Consider the following 14,357-nt stretch of genomic DNA (forward strand, 5'->3'; position numbering starts at 1 on the left):
AAATTTTAATATAAAATTTGATAAAAAAAATAATCATTTAGGAGGAATTACCATGGCTGAAGAAGTATTGGATATTGAAATGATTGCGATGACATTGATTGGACACGCAGGAGAAACTAAAAGTCTGGCTTATCAGGCTATGAATGCGGCGAAGGCAGGGAAGTTTGATGAAGCGGAAGAATTTATGAAGCAGTCTACTGAGCAAATGCTGAAGGCACATGAATTACAGACAGATTTGATTGTAAGGGAAGCTGGAGGAGAAAAACTTGATGTTGGATTAATTATGGTACATTCACAGGATCACTTGATGACAGCAATTTTGTTTAAGGAGCTGGCAAAGGAATTTATCGAAGTGTACAAGAGATTAGAACAAAAATAGTTTTGGATTGAATTTTGAAATATATTAACAGGGCAATTACGTATAAAAATATTATTTTATGTGTGAGTGTCCTGTATTCATAATAAAGGGATTTAGATTAAAGCTCGTTGAATAACAAAGTTATTAAAGACTTTTTTTACAAGGGATAAAAACCAATATTCCAAAATAATTAAATATAACTTTTTTAAATGGGAAAGTATTAATTAGAAGGCAATAATCAATAATAAGGAAGTAAAAATTGAAAAATGATGTACTAATGAAATTTGATAAATTTTTACAAAATGCTGTCTTACAAATAAAATTTAGGAGGATGAAAATGATAAATAAAGGATTTCCAGAAGGATTTCTGTGGGGAGGAGCGGTTGCCGCTCATCAGCTTGAAGGTGGCTGGAATGAAGATGGAAAAGGACCAAGCACAGCCGATGTAATGACTGCTGGAGCACATGGAGTTCCCAGAGAAATTACTGATGGAATAATAGAAGGAAAAAATTATCCAAATCATGAAGCAATAGACTTTTATCATAGATATAAGGAAGATGTGGCATTGTTTGCGGAAATGGGATTTAAATGTTTTAGAACTTCTATCGGATGGAGCAGAATTTTTCCTAATGGAGATGACGAACAGCCAAATGAGGCAGGACTGCAATTTTATGATGATTTGTTTGACGAATTATTAAAATATGGAATTGAGCCTGTAATTACATTGTCGCACTTTGAGATTCCGTATAATCTTGTAAAAAATTATGGCGGATTTAGAAGCAGAAAAGTAATTGATTTTTTTGAAAAGTTTGCAATTACCGTTTTTGAAAGATATAAAAATAAAGTAAAATACTGGATGACATTTAATGAAATCAATAATCAGGCTTCAAATCTTGATGTTGATATATTTGCATTCACTTGTTCTGGAGTTGCTTACAAAGATGGCGAAAACCGTGAGGAAACAATGTATCAAGTTGTTCATAATGAATTTGTGGCAAGTGCAAGAGCCGTCAGAGCTGGTAAAAAAATAAATCCTGATTTTGAAATTGGATGTATGGTTGCGTTTGTGCCCATTTATCCATATTCATGCAATCCTGACGATATGATGAAATCTGTAGAAGAAATGCATAAGAGATGGCACTTTCTTGATGTTCACGTAAGAGGGGAGTATCCTGCCTACACTAAGAAAATGTGGGAAAGAAAAGGATTTAACATACATATTGAGCCGCAGGATCTGATTGACTTGAAGGAAGGAACTGTTGATTATATTGGATTTAGCTATTATATGTCGTCAGTTGACAAGGCAGATAAATCAGATGTGGAAAGTGGGGACAAATTAGTCGGAAGTGTTAAAAACCCATACATAAAAGAATCTGACTGGGGCTGGCCAATTGATCCTGTTGGACTTCGATACGCTCTTAACGTAATGTACGAAAGATACAACAAACCTTTATTTATTGTAGAAAATGGCTTTGGAGCAATTGATGTGAAGGATGAAAAAGGCGAAGTTCATGATGATTATAGAATTGATTATTTAAGAAGGCACATTGAAGAAATGCGGAAAGCGATTGAAATTAATGGTGTGGAACTTTTAGGTTATACTCCTTGGGGATGTATTGACTTGGTTTCATTCTCAACTGGAGAAATGAAAAAGCGATACGGATTTATTTATGTGGATAAAAATAATGACGGGAGCGGAACGCTGGAAAGAAGTAAAAAAGACTCATTTTACTGGTATAAGAAAGTAATTGAAAGCAATGGAAAGGAATTGTAAAAAGGATAATTATTATGATGAAAATAGGAATTATTGGAAATGGCAAAAGTGCAAACAGATACCATCTGCCATTTTTACTGCAAAGAAAAGATAAAATAAAAGTGAAGACTATTGTTACAAATAATTTGGAAAATAGAACTTGGAAGAGAATAGACGGTATTAATTATACTGATAAAATTGAAGAACTGTATAACGATCCTGAAATTGATCTGGTTGTTATCTGCCTAAGATCAGATTTACATTATAAATACGCCAAAGAGGTGCTGGAACACGGTAAAAACTGCCTTGTGGAAAAGCCTTTTGTTGAAACATTGGAAGAAGCGCAGGAGTTATTTAGGTTAGCTAAGGAAAAAGGTCTAATTGTGCAGCCTTATCACAATAGAAGATTCGACAGCGATTTCTTGACCACAATGAAAGTTATTGAAAGCGGGAAATTAGGAGAGATTTTGGAAATTGAGTCTAACTATGATTATTACAGGGCAGAAGTGCCTGAAAATGTGAAGGAATATGATGGAAAACAGGCAAATACATTTTTATATGGGCATGGGACGCATGTCTTGGATCAGATAATTTCACGATATGGGAATCCTGATAAAGTTCATTATGATGTAAGACAGCTTCTTGGAGCAAATCGGATGAATGACTATTATGATATAGATTTATTTTATGATAGAGAAAATGGGAAAAGTTTAAAAATCAGCGTAAAAGGAAGCTATTTTAGGGTAAAACCTAGAGCTTCGTTTATTGTATACGGAACTAAAGGGTGCTTTATAAAAGAAACAGAGGATAGACAAGAAGAACATCTGAAGTTATTTTATATGCCAGATAATGCAGATTTTGGAATAGATTTGCCAAAACATTATGGGACGTTAATTTATTATGATAATAACGGAAATTACCATGAGGAAAAAGTTATTTCGGAAAAAGGTGATTATGGCAGAGTTTATGATGATTTGTATGAGGCAATAAAAAATAGGAAAGAAAAAACTGTCAAGGATGAGGAAATACTTTGCCAGATAAAAATTCTGGAAGAGGGAAGTAAGGATTTGAAATAGTTTTTTTATAGAAAAGAGGGAGTTTTAATTTTTCCCTCTATTTTTATTTGTACCAAAGTTTTTAAAGTTATACCAAACCTCATTTAAATAACGAATTTATTACAAATTTTTCTAAATAAAGGATATAAACTTAATATTTTCAAATGGTTAAAACATAATTTTCACTTTTTAAACAGATTCTAGTATAAATTAATCCGTCGGAGCATTTTTCTGTGCTGGCAAAACTGTCTGAGCATAGTGAGTTTTTTGTCAGTGCAGAAAAATGTCGTAGACTAGCCATAGGTTATTGCGTAGCAATCTTGCCAAATATTTTGATTATCAGGATAAACCTTTACTGCAAGATAAGGATTTGCGACAATGAGCAATCCTACGAAAATAAAAAAGAAAAAAATAGTAATATGAAAAAATATTTATTAATAAAATGTCCAAAAAATAATAAAAAATAATTTAGTTGAATGATTATGAATTAATTATCAAACAACTCTATTATAAAAATTTATTCCTATTTTCAAAATGGGGCTTAGTATTAAATATAGTAGTTATGATTATTTAATTTTATTCAAGCATATAAAAAAATTATTATTCAAAGAAAAGTTTGCAAATGGCATTAAAATTTGTTATCATAAATTTAAAGAAAATATAGTAATTCTAGTTTGAAATGAGAAATCCATTGGTTATATATTTTTAATCTTATTTTTAGGTGGATTGACTATAAATATTGAAATTCAAGGGAGAGATAGTGGTGGAAAATATTATTTCTATGAATGATATGGGGAAAAAGGAAATTCTTGATATTTTAGAGCTGGCAAGGAAGATTGAAGACTGTTCGGAAGAGGAAAAATTTAAGTTTTTGCGTGGGAAAATAATTTCTACTTTGTTTTTTGAGCCAAGTACACGTACTAAAATGTCGTTTGAATCTGCTGCAATGAGGCTTGGCGCAAATGTTTTATCATTACCGCCTGTGGAGCAGTCGTCTGTAAAAAAAGGGGAATCCTTTAGAGATACAATAAAAATGGTGGAAGCGTATTCAGATGTAATAGTTGTAAGACACCCGTTTGACGGAGCAGCTCGGCTTGCCTCAGAAACATCACGAAAACCTATAATTAATGCAGGAGATGGCTCTAATCAGCACCCTAGCCAAACTTTACTCGATCTGTACACAATTCTGGAGGAAAAAGGGACACTTGAAAATTTACAAATTGCATTTGTTGGGGATTTGAAGTATGGAAGGACAGTTCATTCGTTGGTAAAGGCGCTTACGCATTTTAAACCGGTAATTTATTTTGTAGCACCACAAATTTTGCAAATGCCAGATTATTTATTGGAAGATCTGAAAAAAAATGGGATAAAATATGAAATTTTAGAGGATTTCAGGGATTGTCTTGATAAAATTGACGTTTTTTACATGACTCGGATTCAGAAGGAAAGATTTCCAGATATTGAAGATTATGAGAAAGTAAGGGGTATTTATGTTATAAACCGTGAAAATATCGAAGGAAAATGTAAAGATGATATGATAATTTTGCATCCTTTGCCAAGAGTAGACGAAATTGATACAAATTTAGACAACACAAAATATGCTTTATACTTTAAACAGGCTAAAAATGGGATTCCTGTGAGACAGGCAATGATGATGGCTGTTTTAAAAAAAGACAAGGAGTTTTTTCTGTAAATTTATTATTTTGAAATAGAAAATTTATATTTAAGAAAGGAAAGGATTATGTCTGAAGGAAGAGAATTGCTGATACGGGCAATAAAACATGGAATTGTAATAGATCACATCCCGTCAGAAAAAGTTTTTGCAATTGTGGAAATTTTAAAATTAAAGGAATATAGTGAAAGAATCACAGTCGCAACAAATATGCCAAGCAGTTCACTTGGTAGAAAAGGGATTATAAAGATTGAGGAAAAAATATTAGAAGAAAAGGAATTAAACAATATTTCGTTGCTAGCTCCAAATGTTACAATAAACATAATTGATAATTATGAAGTTGTAGAAAAGTCAAAATTAGAAAAATTGGATAAAGTTATCGGACTTATGAAATGTGATAATCCAAAATGTATTTCGAATCATGAAAATATTGAAACAAAATTTATTCGTATAAAAGAAAATTCTGAAAAATTAGATGAAAATAATTTGGAAGAAAAATCGAAATATAAATGTTTTTATTGTGAAAAAGTAATTTTAGAAGATGAAATACAGATACAATAAGTTAAGAATAGTTCATCGAAAGAAAGGAAAGATCAATGCCTAAAATAATTATAGAATCAAAAATATCTTCTAATGGTGGAGGAGATAGTTTTAAATTAAAAATAAATGATGAAAAAATTGTAGAAATAAAATCTAATGGAAAAACAGAGATTGATGTAGATTATGGAGAACAAACGCTACAAATATACAATAATTTTTTAATGAAAACGCCTAAAAAAGTTATAAATGTAGAGTCAGATAACCAACACTATAAAATAACACTTAACTTTAAAGCTTGGGGAGTTATATTTATCTTGCAGGTTTTGACAGCAGGATTAATGGTGAATCTGAAACAAACGGCAGTTTTTATTGCAATTCCAATATTTGTTTTAGAAATCTTAAGTCTAATTTTTATGGGAATGATTGAAATAAAAGAAGTTAAAAGAAAAGAGGATTAGATAATGGCAATAATTGATGAGAGAGCAAAAGAAAGAATATTTGTTGCATTGGATTATGATAACATGGAATCTGCAAAAAATCTGGTTGAAGAGCTGGGAGACAATATCTCGATGTACAAAGTCGGGCTGGAAAGCTATCTTAATACAGATGGGAAATTAGTTGATTACTTGCATGAAAAAGGCAAGAAAGTTTTTTTGGACTTGAAGTTTCATGATATTACAAATACTGTGAAAATGGCTTGTGCAAATGCTATTAAAAAAAATGTATTTATGTTTAATATTCATTGTTCAAATGGAAGCAAAACTATGAAGGAAGTTGCTGAATTGGTAAAAGAAAGTAAATCAGAAAGTCTTCTGATTGGAGTAACAATTTTGACAAACTTGGGAGAAAATGACATTTTTGAAATGTTTAAAAGTGAGCTGAAATTGGAGGAAATTGTACTAAATCTTGCCACAATTGCTAGAAATAGCGGAATGCACGGAATCGTATGTTCGCCACAGGAGGCAAAAGATGTGAAGGAGAAACTGGGGAAGGATTTTATGACAGTCTGTCCGGGTGTACGTCCTAAATTTACACTAAATGCTGATGGAAAAAGTAACGATGATCAGACACGGATTATGACACCGGCAGAGGCGATAAAACAGGGAGTGGATTTTCTTGTAGTTGGGCGTCCAATAACTAAGGCTGAAAACCCTCTGGAAAGTGCAAAATTAGTTTTGGAAGAAATTTCAGAAGCACTATAAAGCTTAAATCTTTTTAGATAAAAAATAAAAATAATAAAAAAATATAAAATCTGTAACAGAATTAATGAAATTCAAAGAAAGCTGTATTAAAATAAGGAGTATTAAATTTATAAAAATAAAGGAGAAAGTTATGAAAAAAAAAGTATTACTATTAGTATTGGGAATTTTAGGAGCATATCAACTGGGGTATAGTGAAAACGTAGACACAAAAGCTGAAGAAGCTCCAAAGGTAGAAATGAAACAAAACCAGACAGAATCTGAGGAAACAGAATCAGATCAAACAGCAAAAAATGAAGAAGAAGCTCAGACAGCAGTAGCACCAATTCAAAAAGAGGCACCAAAGGCTAAAAAACTTACACCAGCACAAGAAAAAAGATTAGAAGCAAAAGCTAAAAAAAATAAAGAAAAAAATATGTCATTAGATGAAAAACTGGATTTACAAATTTTGAAAATGGAAAGATTGTTAAAAAGTTTGGAAGGTAGATAAAAAATAAATTAATTGATGAATTTGGGAGTAAAAATGGCAAAAAATAAAATTACTATTTTAAAAAATGGAATAGATGTTTTTGGAAAAAAAATTGAAATTTTGATAAATGGCGAAATTATTCAAAAAATTTCTGAAAATATTGATGAAAGCCGATTTGAAAATAATGAAAATACAAAAATTATTGATATTGAAGGAAAATTAGTAATGCCAGGAGTTATTGATGTGCATACACATATGAGAGAGCCAGGAATTACGTACAAAGAGGATTTTACAACAGGTTCACGTGCGTGTGCCAAAGCTGGGATTACGACTTTTTACGATATGCCAAATACGATTCCTACTACTACAACATTGGAAAATTTACTGGAAAAGAAAAAGTTGGCTAGAGAAAAGTCAATTGTGAATTTTGGATTTCATTTTGGTGGAAGCAAAAATGATAATGTTGAAGAAATAAAAAAAGTTCTAAGTAGTGGTGAAGCAAATACAGTAAAAATTTTTATGAATGTAACAACTGGGGAAATGCTTATTGAAGATGATGAAATATTGAAAAAAGTATTTAAAAATTCGAAGTTGGTGCTAGTTCATGCTGAGAATGAAATGATTGACAAGGCAATAGAATTAAATAAAAATTGTGGAAAAGGGCTTTATGTTTGTCATATCCCATCAGAGAATGAATTGAAAAAAGTTATAAACGCCAAAAAAAATAATGAATTGAATACAAAAGAACATCCAATTTATGCTGAAGTTACTCCCCATCATTTATTTTTAAATACTGAAATTCGTGAAAGTACAGAACGAAATAAAATGCTTTTGAGAATGAAACCTGAACTAAGGGAAAAATCTGACAATGAATTTTTGTGGGAAGCAATAAATCGTGGAGAAATTGACACAATTGGAACAGATCATGCTCCACATTTGATAAGCGAAAAGCTGGAAAAAATTACATTTGGAATGCCAGGAGTGGAAACTTCGCTTGCACTTATGATTAACGCTTTTAATGAAGGAAGAATATCGCTTGAAATGATTCAGAAATTAATGTGCGAAAATCCTGCAAAAATAATGAAAATTGAAAAAAGAGGAAAATTAGAGGAAGATTTTTTTGCTGATATAATTGTTGTTGATACCCAAAAAGAATGGATTGTTGTTGTAGGTGATACAATTGAGTCAAAATGTGGATGGACTCCTTATGAAAATTGGAAATTGAAAGGGAAAAATACATTGACAATTGTAAATGGTGAGATTGTTTATAAAAATGGAAAAATTAATGATATTCATAAAGGAAAAGAAATTGATTTTTCAAAGTAAATAATTTACCGTTATAATGATAATTGTTAAATAGTGTAGAAATAAAACGAAAATCAAAATTTGAAAGGAAATAGGAATATGGCTAATTTAACACTGGAAGAAAAAGTGGCAAAGGCATTGTTTGATGTAAAAGCAGTAAAAATCAATGTGGGAGAGCCTTTTACGTTTGCGTCTGGAATAAAAAGTCCGATTTATTGCGATAACCGTTATGTATTAGGATTTTCAGACGAGAGAGATACGATTGTAGAAGCGTTTGTTGAAAGAATTGACAAAAATGTGGATGTGATTGTGGGAGTTGCAACTGCTGGAATACCTTGGGCTGGATTTATTGCTGACAGAATGAAAAAACCGCTTGCGTATGTTAGAAACAAACCAAAAGATCACGGTGCTGGAAAACAGATTGAAGGTGCAGAAGTCAAAGGGAAAAAAGTCGTTGTAATTGAAGATTTGATCACAACAGGAAAAAGTAGCCTTATTGCAGTTGATGTACTTCAAAAAGAAGAAGTGAAGGAACTGGAAGTAAAATCAATTTTTTCTTATGGATTCGACAGTGCAAAGGAAAATTATGCAAAATATAGTTGTAAATTCAGTTCACTTTCAAATTTTGATGTTTTAATAAAATTACTAGCTCAAAGTGATTATTTGACACAGGATGAGGCAAAAATCGCTTTGGAATGGAGTAAAAATCCTGAAAAATGGGGAAAATAAAAAACAAAAAAAAGAAAGAAGGAATGGATATGAAAAAAATAGTATCAATTGTTATAGGACTAGTTTTGATGTTGACAGTAGTGGGTTGTCAAAATGGAAAAAAAGCCGCTGAAAATGATGTGAAAGACTCAATGCAAGCACTTCAAAAAGGAGACTTTTCTAAATTAAATTATGATAAGGAATCAATTGAAGCACTAGAAATATTTGGTGGTGCATATAAAAAAATAACTTATAAAATTAACAAAACAACAGAAGAAAGCAAAGATAAGGTTCTTGTAAATATTACTATGAAATATCCTGATCTGTCAGAAGCAGGAAAAATATTTAAAGATAAAATAATAAAAGTCGCAGAACAACTGGCTGGAAAATCAGATGCTGAAGTAGAAGAAAAAAGTAAACAATTTTTAAGAGAAGCAATAAATGAAAAGTTAAATGATCCTAACTTAAAATATCTAGAAGAAACATTTGATATGGTGTATGTAAAACAAGATGGTAATTGGGAGTTAGAAAACAATAATCCACAGTTTAATAAAGTAATGTCATTTAATTATCAAATGTAAAAAATAGTTCATACTTTTACAACTAAAAATATACTATAAAATAACAGTAAAAAAAATTCTGTAAAAAATACTTGATTTTTTAATTTTTTGTGGTATAATATTTACTGTAAAAGATAGATATAATTTTTTAGGAGGAGTATATTATGGACAATAATAAATTTAATGAAGAATCAAAAGAAGAATTGGAAAGAGAAATTCAGGAATTAAAACGTCAAAAAGAAATTAGGGAGCTGCAAAGACAAAAAGAAGAACTTCAAAAGACAATGTTGGATAGCGTAGGAGGAAGTAAGACTGCAGAAAAGAATGAAAATACCGATAAAAAAGTTCAAAAAGATAAGCAAAATGAATATAGTTCATATGAAGGAACAAACTTTTTTTCAAATAAAAAGAAAATTATAATTTTATTTGCTGCAATTTCATTAGTTACTATTGCCGCAGGAACTGGAATTTTTTTCTTAAATTCAAATAATAAAAAGAAAAAATCAAGTTTTAAGAGTAACTCAGTAGCTAGCGTATTTCAAGGTCAAACTATGGCAAGTGTGACAACTCCAAAAGTACAAACAGATCAAATGGGTGGAAAAGAAGCAGCTGAAGCTATTTTTAAGGAAGCTATTGGAATTTTTCAGAGAGGAGAATATGCTTCCCAAATTACGGATAAAGATGCTCTTGAAGCAACAAATGCATTTAGTGAAGCATATAAAAAAATAACTTATACGATAAATAATGTAACAGAAAATGGGGATAAAGTTATTTTAAATGTAACGCTAAAATCTCCTGATTTGTCAGAAATACGAACACTTCTTAATCAAAAAGCAGAAAAAGAAGCACAACAAATGAAAGGAAAATCCGTAACAGAAGAGGAGATGAATCATAAAATTTTTGAATGGATGAAGGAATTAATTGATCAAAAAGTGAAAGATCCTAATTTAAAATATATGGAAGAAACCTTTGACGTGCCATATACAAAAATAAATGGTGAATGGACAGCTCCTGATAAAATGGATTCTAAGTTTAATAAACTTATGACATTTAATTTGGATATGTAAAAAATAACTATAACAGTATAAATTTTACCGTTGACTAGTATTGTTAATTTTTAGGAGGATATTATGGATGATAACCAATTTGGTGAAAACATGAAGGAGCAGCTGGAAAGAGAAATAGAGGAATTAAAACGCCAAAAGGAAATCATAGATTTAAAAAAGCAGAAAGAAGAACTTGAAAAAACTGTATTTGGTGGATTAGGCGGAGCAGCTGAAAAACAAGAAACGGAACCTAAACAGATAGAAGAAGAGCATCAGGAAGAAGAAGTAGTTGAAGAAAAATATATTTCAAATAAAATGACTACAATTCTAGCAGCATTAGTTGCAGTAGCAATAGTTATTGTTGGATCTGGAATCTTTTACTTGAGAAGTCAAAATAAGAAAAAAAGAGAGAGTTTAAAAAAAGAAATGGCAACAGTATCAAAGAAAGAAAATATAACAGCTGTAACAGAACCTCAAAACAATCCAACGACTCAAGAACAGACTACGGAATTACCAAAAGTTGAGCCAAAAACAGATGATGGGGAAGTCCAAAAATCAGACGGAAAATTAATTGTACAAAATTCAGTTACAGTAAAAAAAGGTAGTTATTGTATAAATCCAAATCCTGCTGAATCTGCATTTGGTACTGATACAGTTGACGATTCATTTGCTGAGCATGGATATATGGCTGATATTGCCTTTGAGAATTGTGTAATTAACAGTGGAGGCTCTGTAAAACATACAGGACCTGTAACAATCACAGTTAGCTTAGCAGAAGAAAAAAATTACGATGCAGTAATGAATAGAAATAAATGGTATCTGGAAAATGGTCAGATTAGTAGAATAAGTGGAAGAGACAGTGCCTTTTTATACTTTAACGGTTGGTTAATGTATAAACAAAGCAATTAATATTGGTACAGGGGTAGTATATTATTACCCTTGTTTATTTTTTTGAAATCAAGAAATAAAAGTTAAAAAAATTTTGCATAGCAATTGACTTTTTTATTAAAATAATCTATAATTTGATAGAACTTTTATGTAAATAAATCATAATTTTAGATACTTAAATACTATAACAGGTGTAAAGTTCAGTAAAGGAGTAAAAATTGAAAAAGATACAATTTATAATAATCCCTATAATATTATCCTTTGGATTAATAATATCTTCGGCATTAATTTCAAATGCTATGAATAAAGCGAATAAGGATGAAAACAGAATTACGGTAAAGGGAGTCGCTGAACGTAGAATAAAAGCAGATAAGGCACTTATAAACATCGTTATTACTCAAAAGTCTGATAATTTGGATGAATTGAAAAAACAAATATCAGACAGGGAAAAGTTAGTAACTGATTTAATAAAAAGCCTTAAAATTGACATAAATGAATATAGTATAGGAAATTTGCGTATTCAGCCCAATTATCTGGAAAATGCATTAAATACAAAGCAATCATCTTCAAATTCTACAGTAACGTTACCAGCTGTTAAAATTTCCAGTTATGATGGGATTGAAACAATTTCAATTGTTACAAAAAATATTGATAAGGCAGAAGAGTTTTATGAAAAATTATCAGAACTTAAACTTCAAAGTGACAATATAGAAATAAATATGCCTGAATATTTTATAACAAATATTGAAAGATACAAAAAGGATTTAGTTGTCGATGCTTCAAGAAATGCTGAAATAAGAGCAATTGAAATGTTAAAAGTAAATAACAATGAAATTGGTGGGCTAAAAAATATTAGTCAAGGACAGTTTGAAATGCTTGAAGATACAGAAGATGTAAGAAGAATCAATGAAAATGAGGCTAATCAAATTTATAAAAAGTTAAGAGTAGTAGTAACTGCAACTTATTTGATAAAATATTAGATGTAGAATTTAAAGCTATGATTGTTCTATTATAGTTATGAAAAATAATAGGTTAAAAAATAAATTATAAATAAAGTAAAAATTTAGGAGGAAAAAATTAATGAAACCAGCAGCAGAATTAAGACAAGGAAGTACATATAGAAAGGACAACATCCCATATTTAATATTAAAAGCTGAAAGACATCAGTCAACATCAGGAAAAAGACAAAGAGCAGCAGAAGTAAAATTTAAAACAAAAGAATTAATTTCTGGAAAAATTCAGGAAATTACAGTTTTGGCAACAGAACTTATGGATGACATCATTCTTGACAGAAATCAAATGCAATTTTTATATGAAATTGATGGGGAATATAACTTTATGGATCAAGAAACTTTTGAACAAATTACTTTGTCAACTGAGGATTTGGGAGATGCAGTAAACTTCTTGGAAGAAGAAATGATTATACAAGTATTAATGTATGAAGGAACTCCAGTTGGTGTAGAATTACCAAATACTGTAGTTAGAGAAGTAACTTATACAGAGCCAGGACTAAAAGGAGATACAATTGGACGTGCAACAAAACCTGCCACAGTATCAACAGGTTACACTTTACAAGTACCTTTGTTTGTAGCAATTGGAGATAAAATCAAAATTGACACAAGAACTGGTGAATACATCGAAAGAGCAAATTAATAAAAATTCAAAATTAGGAATATAATAATAAAAATACAGCTATCGCAAACCGGTAGCTTTTTTTGAAAAAACAAGAAAAAATTAAATATAAATTAAAAAATAAGAAAAGAGGTAAATTTAATGAAAAATGATATAATAAAAAGAGTTGAGCAAATGGAAAAAATCATGGATAAATCAGCAGATATTTTTAGGGAATTGAATATAGTGTTGGATAAGCTGGAAGAAAATTTGTCAGATTATAAAAAGCTGGATGAATATTACAGCAGTGAAAACTGGTTTTTAGATGTAGAAGATTTTAATAACGGTGTTTTGCCACAAGACTTGAAATGTGGAGTTTTGAGCGAAGACGGAGCTTATAATTTGTTTGGGGAAAATCATGAGCTGGCAATTAGGATGGTGGAGATTGCAGCGAAGATGTTGAGAAGATAGTCAAAAATATAGGAATTATCTCAGAGAGTTAAAAATAAAAGTAAACGGATATTGAAATGTTTAGAAAGGAAAAATGTGAATGGAGAAAATTGTATTTAAGACGGATTTTGAAATTTTGAAAAGAAAATTGATAAAAGTATTTATATTCATAGTGATTTTATGTCTATGGATACTTGTTCCAAATATTCAAAATTTCCCAGTAAATGAAAGTTCGATTCATTTAAAAATTATTATTTTTCCAATTTTAAGTGCAATATTTATATTGCTTTTTGAAGTTCTAAAGAGAAAGGCTCAAATAATAGAAAGTAATATCTTTATGTTAGCAGCTATATTTAATTATAGCGTATTTGTTAATAGAATTCAAATAATTATTTTTATATTTAGTTATTTAGTTCTATACATTTCTTATTACTCTATGATAAAAATAGTTGTTGAGGATAAAAATATAAAATTTTATGAATTTGGGATAAGGAAAGCTAATTTGAACTTTATGGAAAAGGAAGTCGTTTTGGAGGAAGTTTCATATGAAAGATTTGCAGGAAGGCATCCTAGAAGAACTGTTATAGTTGAAGTTTTAAGAGCTTTTAAAAAAGTAAAATATTTTGGAAGGCGAATGGTTTTACAGGAAAGTACGGATTGGTTGAGTTTTGAGAACAAGGAAAAATTGAGGGAAATACTTAGTGAGAGTATTGTTTTGGAATTTAAATTTTAGATTGTGAAAG

The 14,357-nt window shown here is 30.2% G+C and carries 18 protein-coding genes; all 18 read left to right on the forward strand.

The features are described from left to right. Positions 1-52 precede the first annotated feature (52 nt). The 18 genes from ACZ5B9_RS06445 (at position 53) to ACZ5B9_RS06530 (ending at position 14,347) form a co-directional block, all read left to right on the forward strand. Entirely contained in the window at positions 53-379 is a 327-nt protein-coding gene (locus ACZ5B9_RS06445; RefSeq protein WP_071124866.1) for a PTS lactose/cellobiose transporter subunit IIA, read from the forward strand. A 316-nt stretch (positions 380-695) separates the two neighbouring features. Further along, positions 696-2,132, forward strand: coding sequence for a 6-phospho-beta-glucosidase (locus ACZ5B9_RS06450; RefSeq protein WP_464421624.1), 1,437 nt, complete (start codon positions 696-698; stop codon positions 2,130-2,132). A 14-nt stretch (positions 2,133-2,146) separates the two neighbouring features. Continuing rightward, on the forward strand, positions 2,147-3,187 hold the full coding sequence (locus ACZ5B9_RS06455) for a Gfo/Idh/MocA family oxidoreductase (protein ID WP_464421626.1): 1,041 nt from the start codon (positions 2,147-2,149) through the stop codon (positions 3,185-3,187). A gap of 212 nt (positions 3,188-3,399) precedes the next feature. After that, positions 3,400-3,633: a hypothetical protein gene (locus ACZ5B9_RS06460; protein ID WP_464421628.1), complete on the forward strand. Its 234-nt coding sequence runs from the start codon at positions 3,400-3,402 to the stop codon at positions 3,631-3,633. Positions 3,634-3,929: 296 nt separating this feature from the next. After that, positions 3,930-4,859, forward strand: coding sequence for an aspartate carbamoyltransferase (gene pyrB / locus ACZ5B9_RS06465; RefSeq protein ID WP_464421630.1), 930 nt, complete (start codon positions 3,930-3,932; stop codon positions 4,857-4,859). Positions 4,860-4,907: 48 nt separating this feature from the next. Continuing rightward, complete coding sequence (pyrI, locus tag ACZ5B9_RS06470) at positions 4,908-5,399, forward strand: aspartate carbamoyltransferase regulatory subunit (RefSeq protein ID WP_026746108.1); 492 nt, start codon at positions 4,908-4,910, stop codon at positions 5,397-5,399. 35 nt (positions 5,400-5,434) lie between these two features. Next, positions 5,435-5,836 (forward strand): hypothetical protein, encoded by a 402-nt coding sequence (locus ACZ5B9_RS06475; RefSeq protein ID WP_464421633.1) that lies wholly within the window; start codon positions 5,435-5,437, stop codon positions 5,834-5,836. 3 nt (positions 5,837-5,839) lie between these two features. After that, positions 5,840-6,580, forward strand: coding sequence for an orotidine-5'-phosphate decarboxylase (pyrF, locus tag ACZ5B9_RS06480; RefSeq protein ID WP_464421635.1), 741 nt, complete (start codon positions 5,840-5,842; stop codon positions 6,578-6,580). Between the two features lie 130 nt (positions 6,581-6,710). Then, complete coding sequence (locus tag ACZ5B9_RS06485) at positions 6,711-7,067, forward strand: hypothetical protein (RefSeq protein ID WP_464421637.1); 357 nt, start codon at positions 6,711-6,713, stop codon at positions 7,065-7,067. Between the two features lie 33 nt (positions 7,068-7,100). Beyond that, the gene (locus ACZ5B9_RS06490) at positions 7,101-8,372 is read left to right on the forward strand and encodes a dihydroorotase (protein ID WP_464421639.1); all 1,272 of its coding nucleotides are present in this window, start codon (positions 7,101-7,103) and stop codon (positions 8,370-8,372) included. A gap of 78 nt (positions 8,373-8,450) precedes the next feature. Beyond that, positions 8,451-9,080: an orotate phosphoribosyltransferase gene (gene pyrE, locus ACZ5B9_RS06495; protein ID WP_464421641.1), complete on the forward strand. Its 630-nt coding sequence runs from the start codon at positions 8,451-8,453 to the stop codon at positions 9,078-9,080. 29 nt (positions 9,081-9,109) lie between these two features. Beyond that, positions 9,110-9,640: a hypothetical protein gene (locus ACZ5B9_RS06500; protein WP_036071344.1), complete on the forward strand. Its 531-nt coding sequence runs from the start codon at positions 9,110-9,112 to the stop codon at positions 9,638-9,640. Between the two features lie 143 nt (positions 9,641-9,783). Then, positions 9,784-10,686 (forward strand): hypothetical protein, encoded by a 903-nt coding sequence (locus tag ACZ5B9_RS06505; RefSeq protein WP_464421643.1) that lies wholly within the window; start codon positions 9,784-9,786, stop codon positions 10,684-10,686. A 63-nt stretch (positions 10,687-10,749) separates the two neighbouring features. Next, positions 10,750-11,574 (forward strand): hypothetical protein, encoded by an 825-nt coding sequence (locus ACZ5B9_RS06510; protein WP_464421645.1) that lies wholly within the window; start codon positions 10,750-10,752, stop codon positions 11,572-11,574. A gap of 197 nt (positions 11,575-11,771) precedes the next feature. Next, complete coding sequence (locus ACZ5B9_RS06515) at positions 11,772-12,533, forward strand: SIMPL domain-containing protein (protein ID WP_464421647.1); 762 nt, start codon at positions 11,772-11,774, stop codon at positions 12,531-12,533. Between the two features lie 100 nt (positions 12,534-12,633). Then, a complete protein-coding gene (efp, locus tag ACZ5B9_RS06520; RefSeq protein WP_021769660.1) occupies positions 12,634-13,206 on the forward strand; it encodes an elongation factor P in 573 nt (190 codons plus the stop codon). 120 nt (positions 13,207-13,326) lie between these two features. Beyond that, complete coding sequence (locus tag ACZ5B9_RS06525) at positions 13,327-13,635, forward strand: DUF4298 domain-containing protein (RefSeq protein WP_464421649.1); 309 nt, start codon at positions 13,327-13,329, stop codon at positions 13,633-13,635. 79 nt (positions 13,636-13,714) lie between these two features. Continuing rightward, positions 13,715-14,347, forward strand: coding sequence for a hypothetical protein (locus ACZ5B9_RS06530; RefSeq protein WP_464421651.1), 633 nt, complete (start codon positions 13,715-13,717; stop codon positions 14,345-14,347). Positions 14,348-14,357: the final 10 nt, after the last annotated feature.

This window comes from Leptotrichia sp. SK-5 (genome assembly GCF_055387215.1).

Excerpts from the sequence above, each read along its gene's own strand:
- ACZ5B9_RS06445 (WP_071124866.1), top strand. The coding sequence starts at position 53 with ATGGCTGAAGAAGTATTGGATATTGAAATGATTGCGATGACATTGATT.
- ACZ5B9_RS06450 (WP_464421624.1), top strand. The coding sequence starts at position 696 with ATGATAAATAAAGGATTTCCAGAAGGATTTCTGTGGGGAGGAGCGGTT.
- ACZ5B9_RS06455 (WP_464421626.1), top strand. The coding sequence starts at position 2,147 with ATGATGAAAATAGGAATTATTGGAAATGGCAAAAGTGCAAACAGATAC.
- pyrI (WP_026746108.1), top strand. The coding sequence starts at position 4,908 with ATGTCTGAAGGAAGAGAATTGCTGATACGGGCAATAAAACATGGAATT.
- ACZ5B9_RS06475 (WP_464421633.1), top strand. The coding sequence starts at position 5,435 with ATGCCTAAAATAATTATAGAATCAAAAATATCTTCTAATGGTGGAGGA.
- pyrF (WP_464421635.1), top strand. The coding sequence starts at position 5,840 with ATGGCAATAATTGATGAGAGAGCAAAAGAAAGAATATTTGTTGCATTG.
- ACZ5B9_RS06485 (WP_464421637.1), top strand. The coding sequence starts at position 6,711 with ATGAAAAAAAAAGTATTACTATTAGTATTGGGAATTTTAGGAGCATAT.
- ACZ5B9_RS06490 (WP_464421639.1), top strand. The coding sequence starts at position 7,101 with ATGGCAAAAAATAAAATTACTATTTTAAAAAATGGAATAGATGTTTTT.
- pyrE (WP_464421641.1), top strand. The coding sequence starts at position 8,451 with ATGGCTAATTTAACACTGGAAGAAAAAGTGGCAAAGGCATTGTTTGAT.
- ACZ5B9_RS06500 (WP_036071344.1), top strand. The coding sequence starts at position 9,110 with ATGAAAAAAATAGTATCAATTGTTATAGGACTAGTTTTGATGTTGACA.
- ACZ5B9_RS06505 (WP_464421643.1), top strand. The coding sequence starts at position 9,784 with ATGGACAATAATAAATTTAATGAAGAATCAAAAGAAGAATTGGAAAGA.
- ACZ5B9_RS06510 (WP_464421645.1), top strand. The coding sequence starts at position 10,750 with ATGGATGATAACCAATTTGGTGAAAACATGAAGGAGCAGCTGGAAAGA.
- efp (WP_021769660.1), top strand. The coding sequence starts at position 12,634 with ATGAAACCAGCAGCAGAATTAAGACAAGGAAGTACATATAGAAAGGAC.
- ACZ5B9_RS06525 (WP_464421649.1), top strand. The coding sequence starts at position 13,327 with ATGAAAAATGATATAATAAAAAGAGTTGAGCAAATGGAAAAAATCATG.
- ACZ5B9_RS06530 (WP_464421651.1), top strand. The coding sequence starts at position 13,715 with ATGGAGAAAATTGTATTTAAGACGGATTTTGAAATTTTGAAAAGAAAA.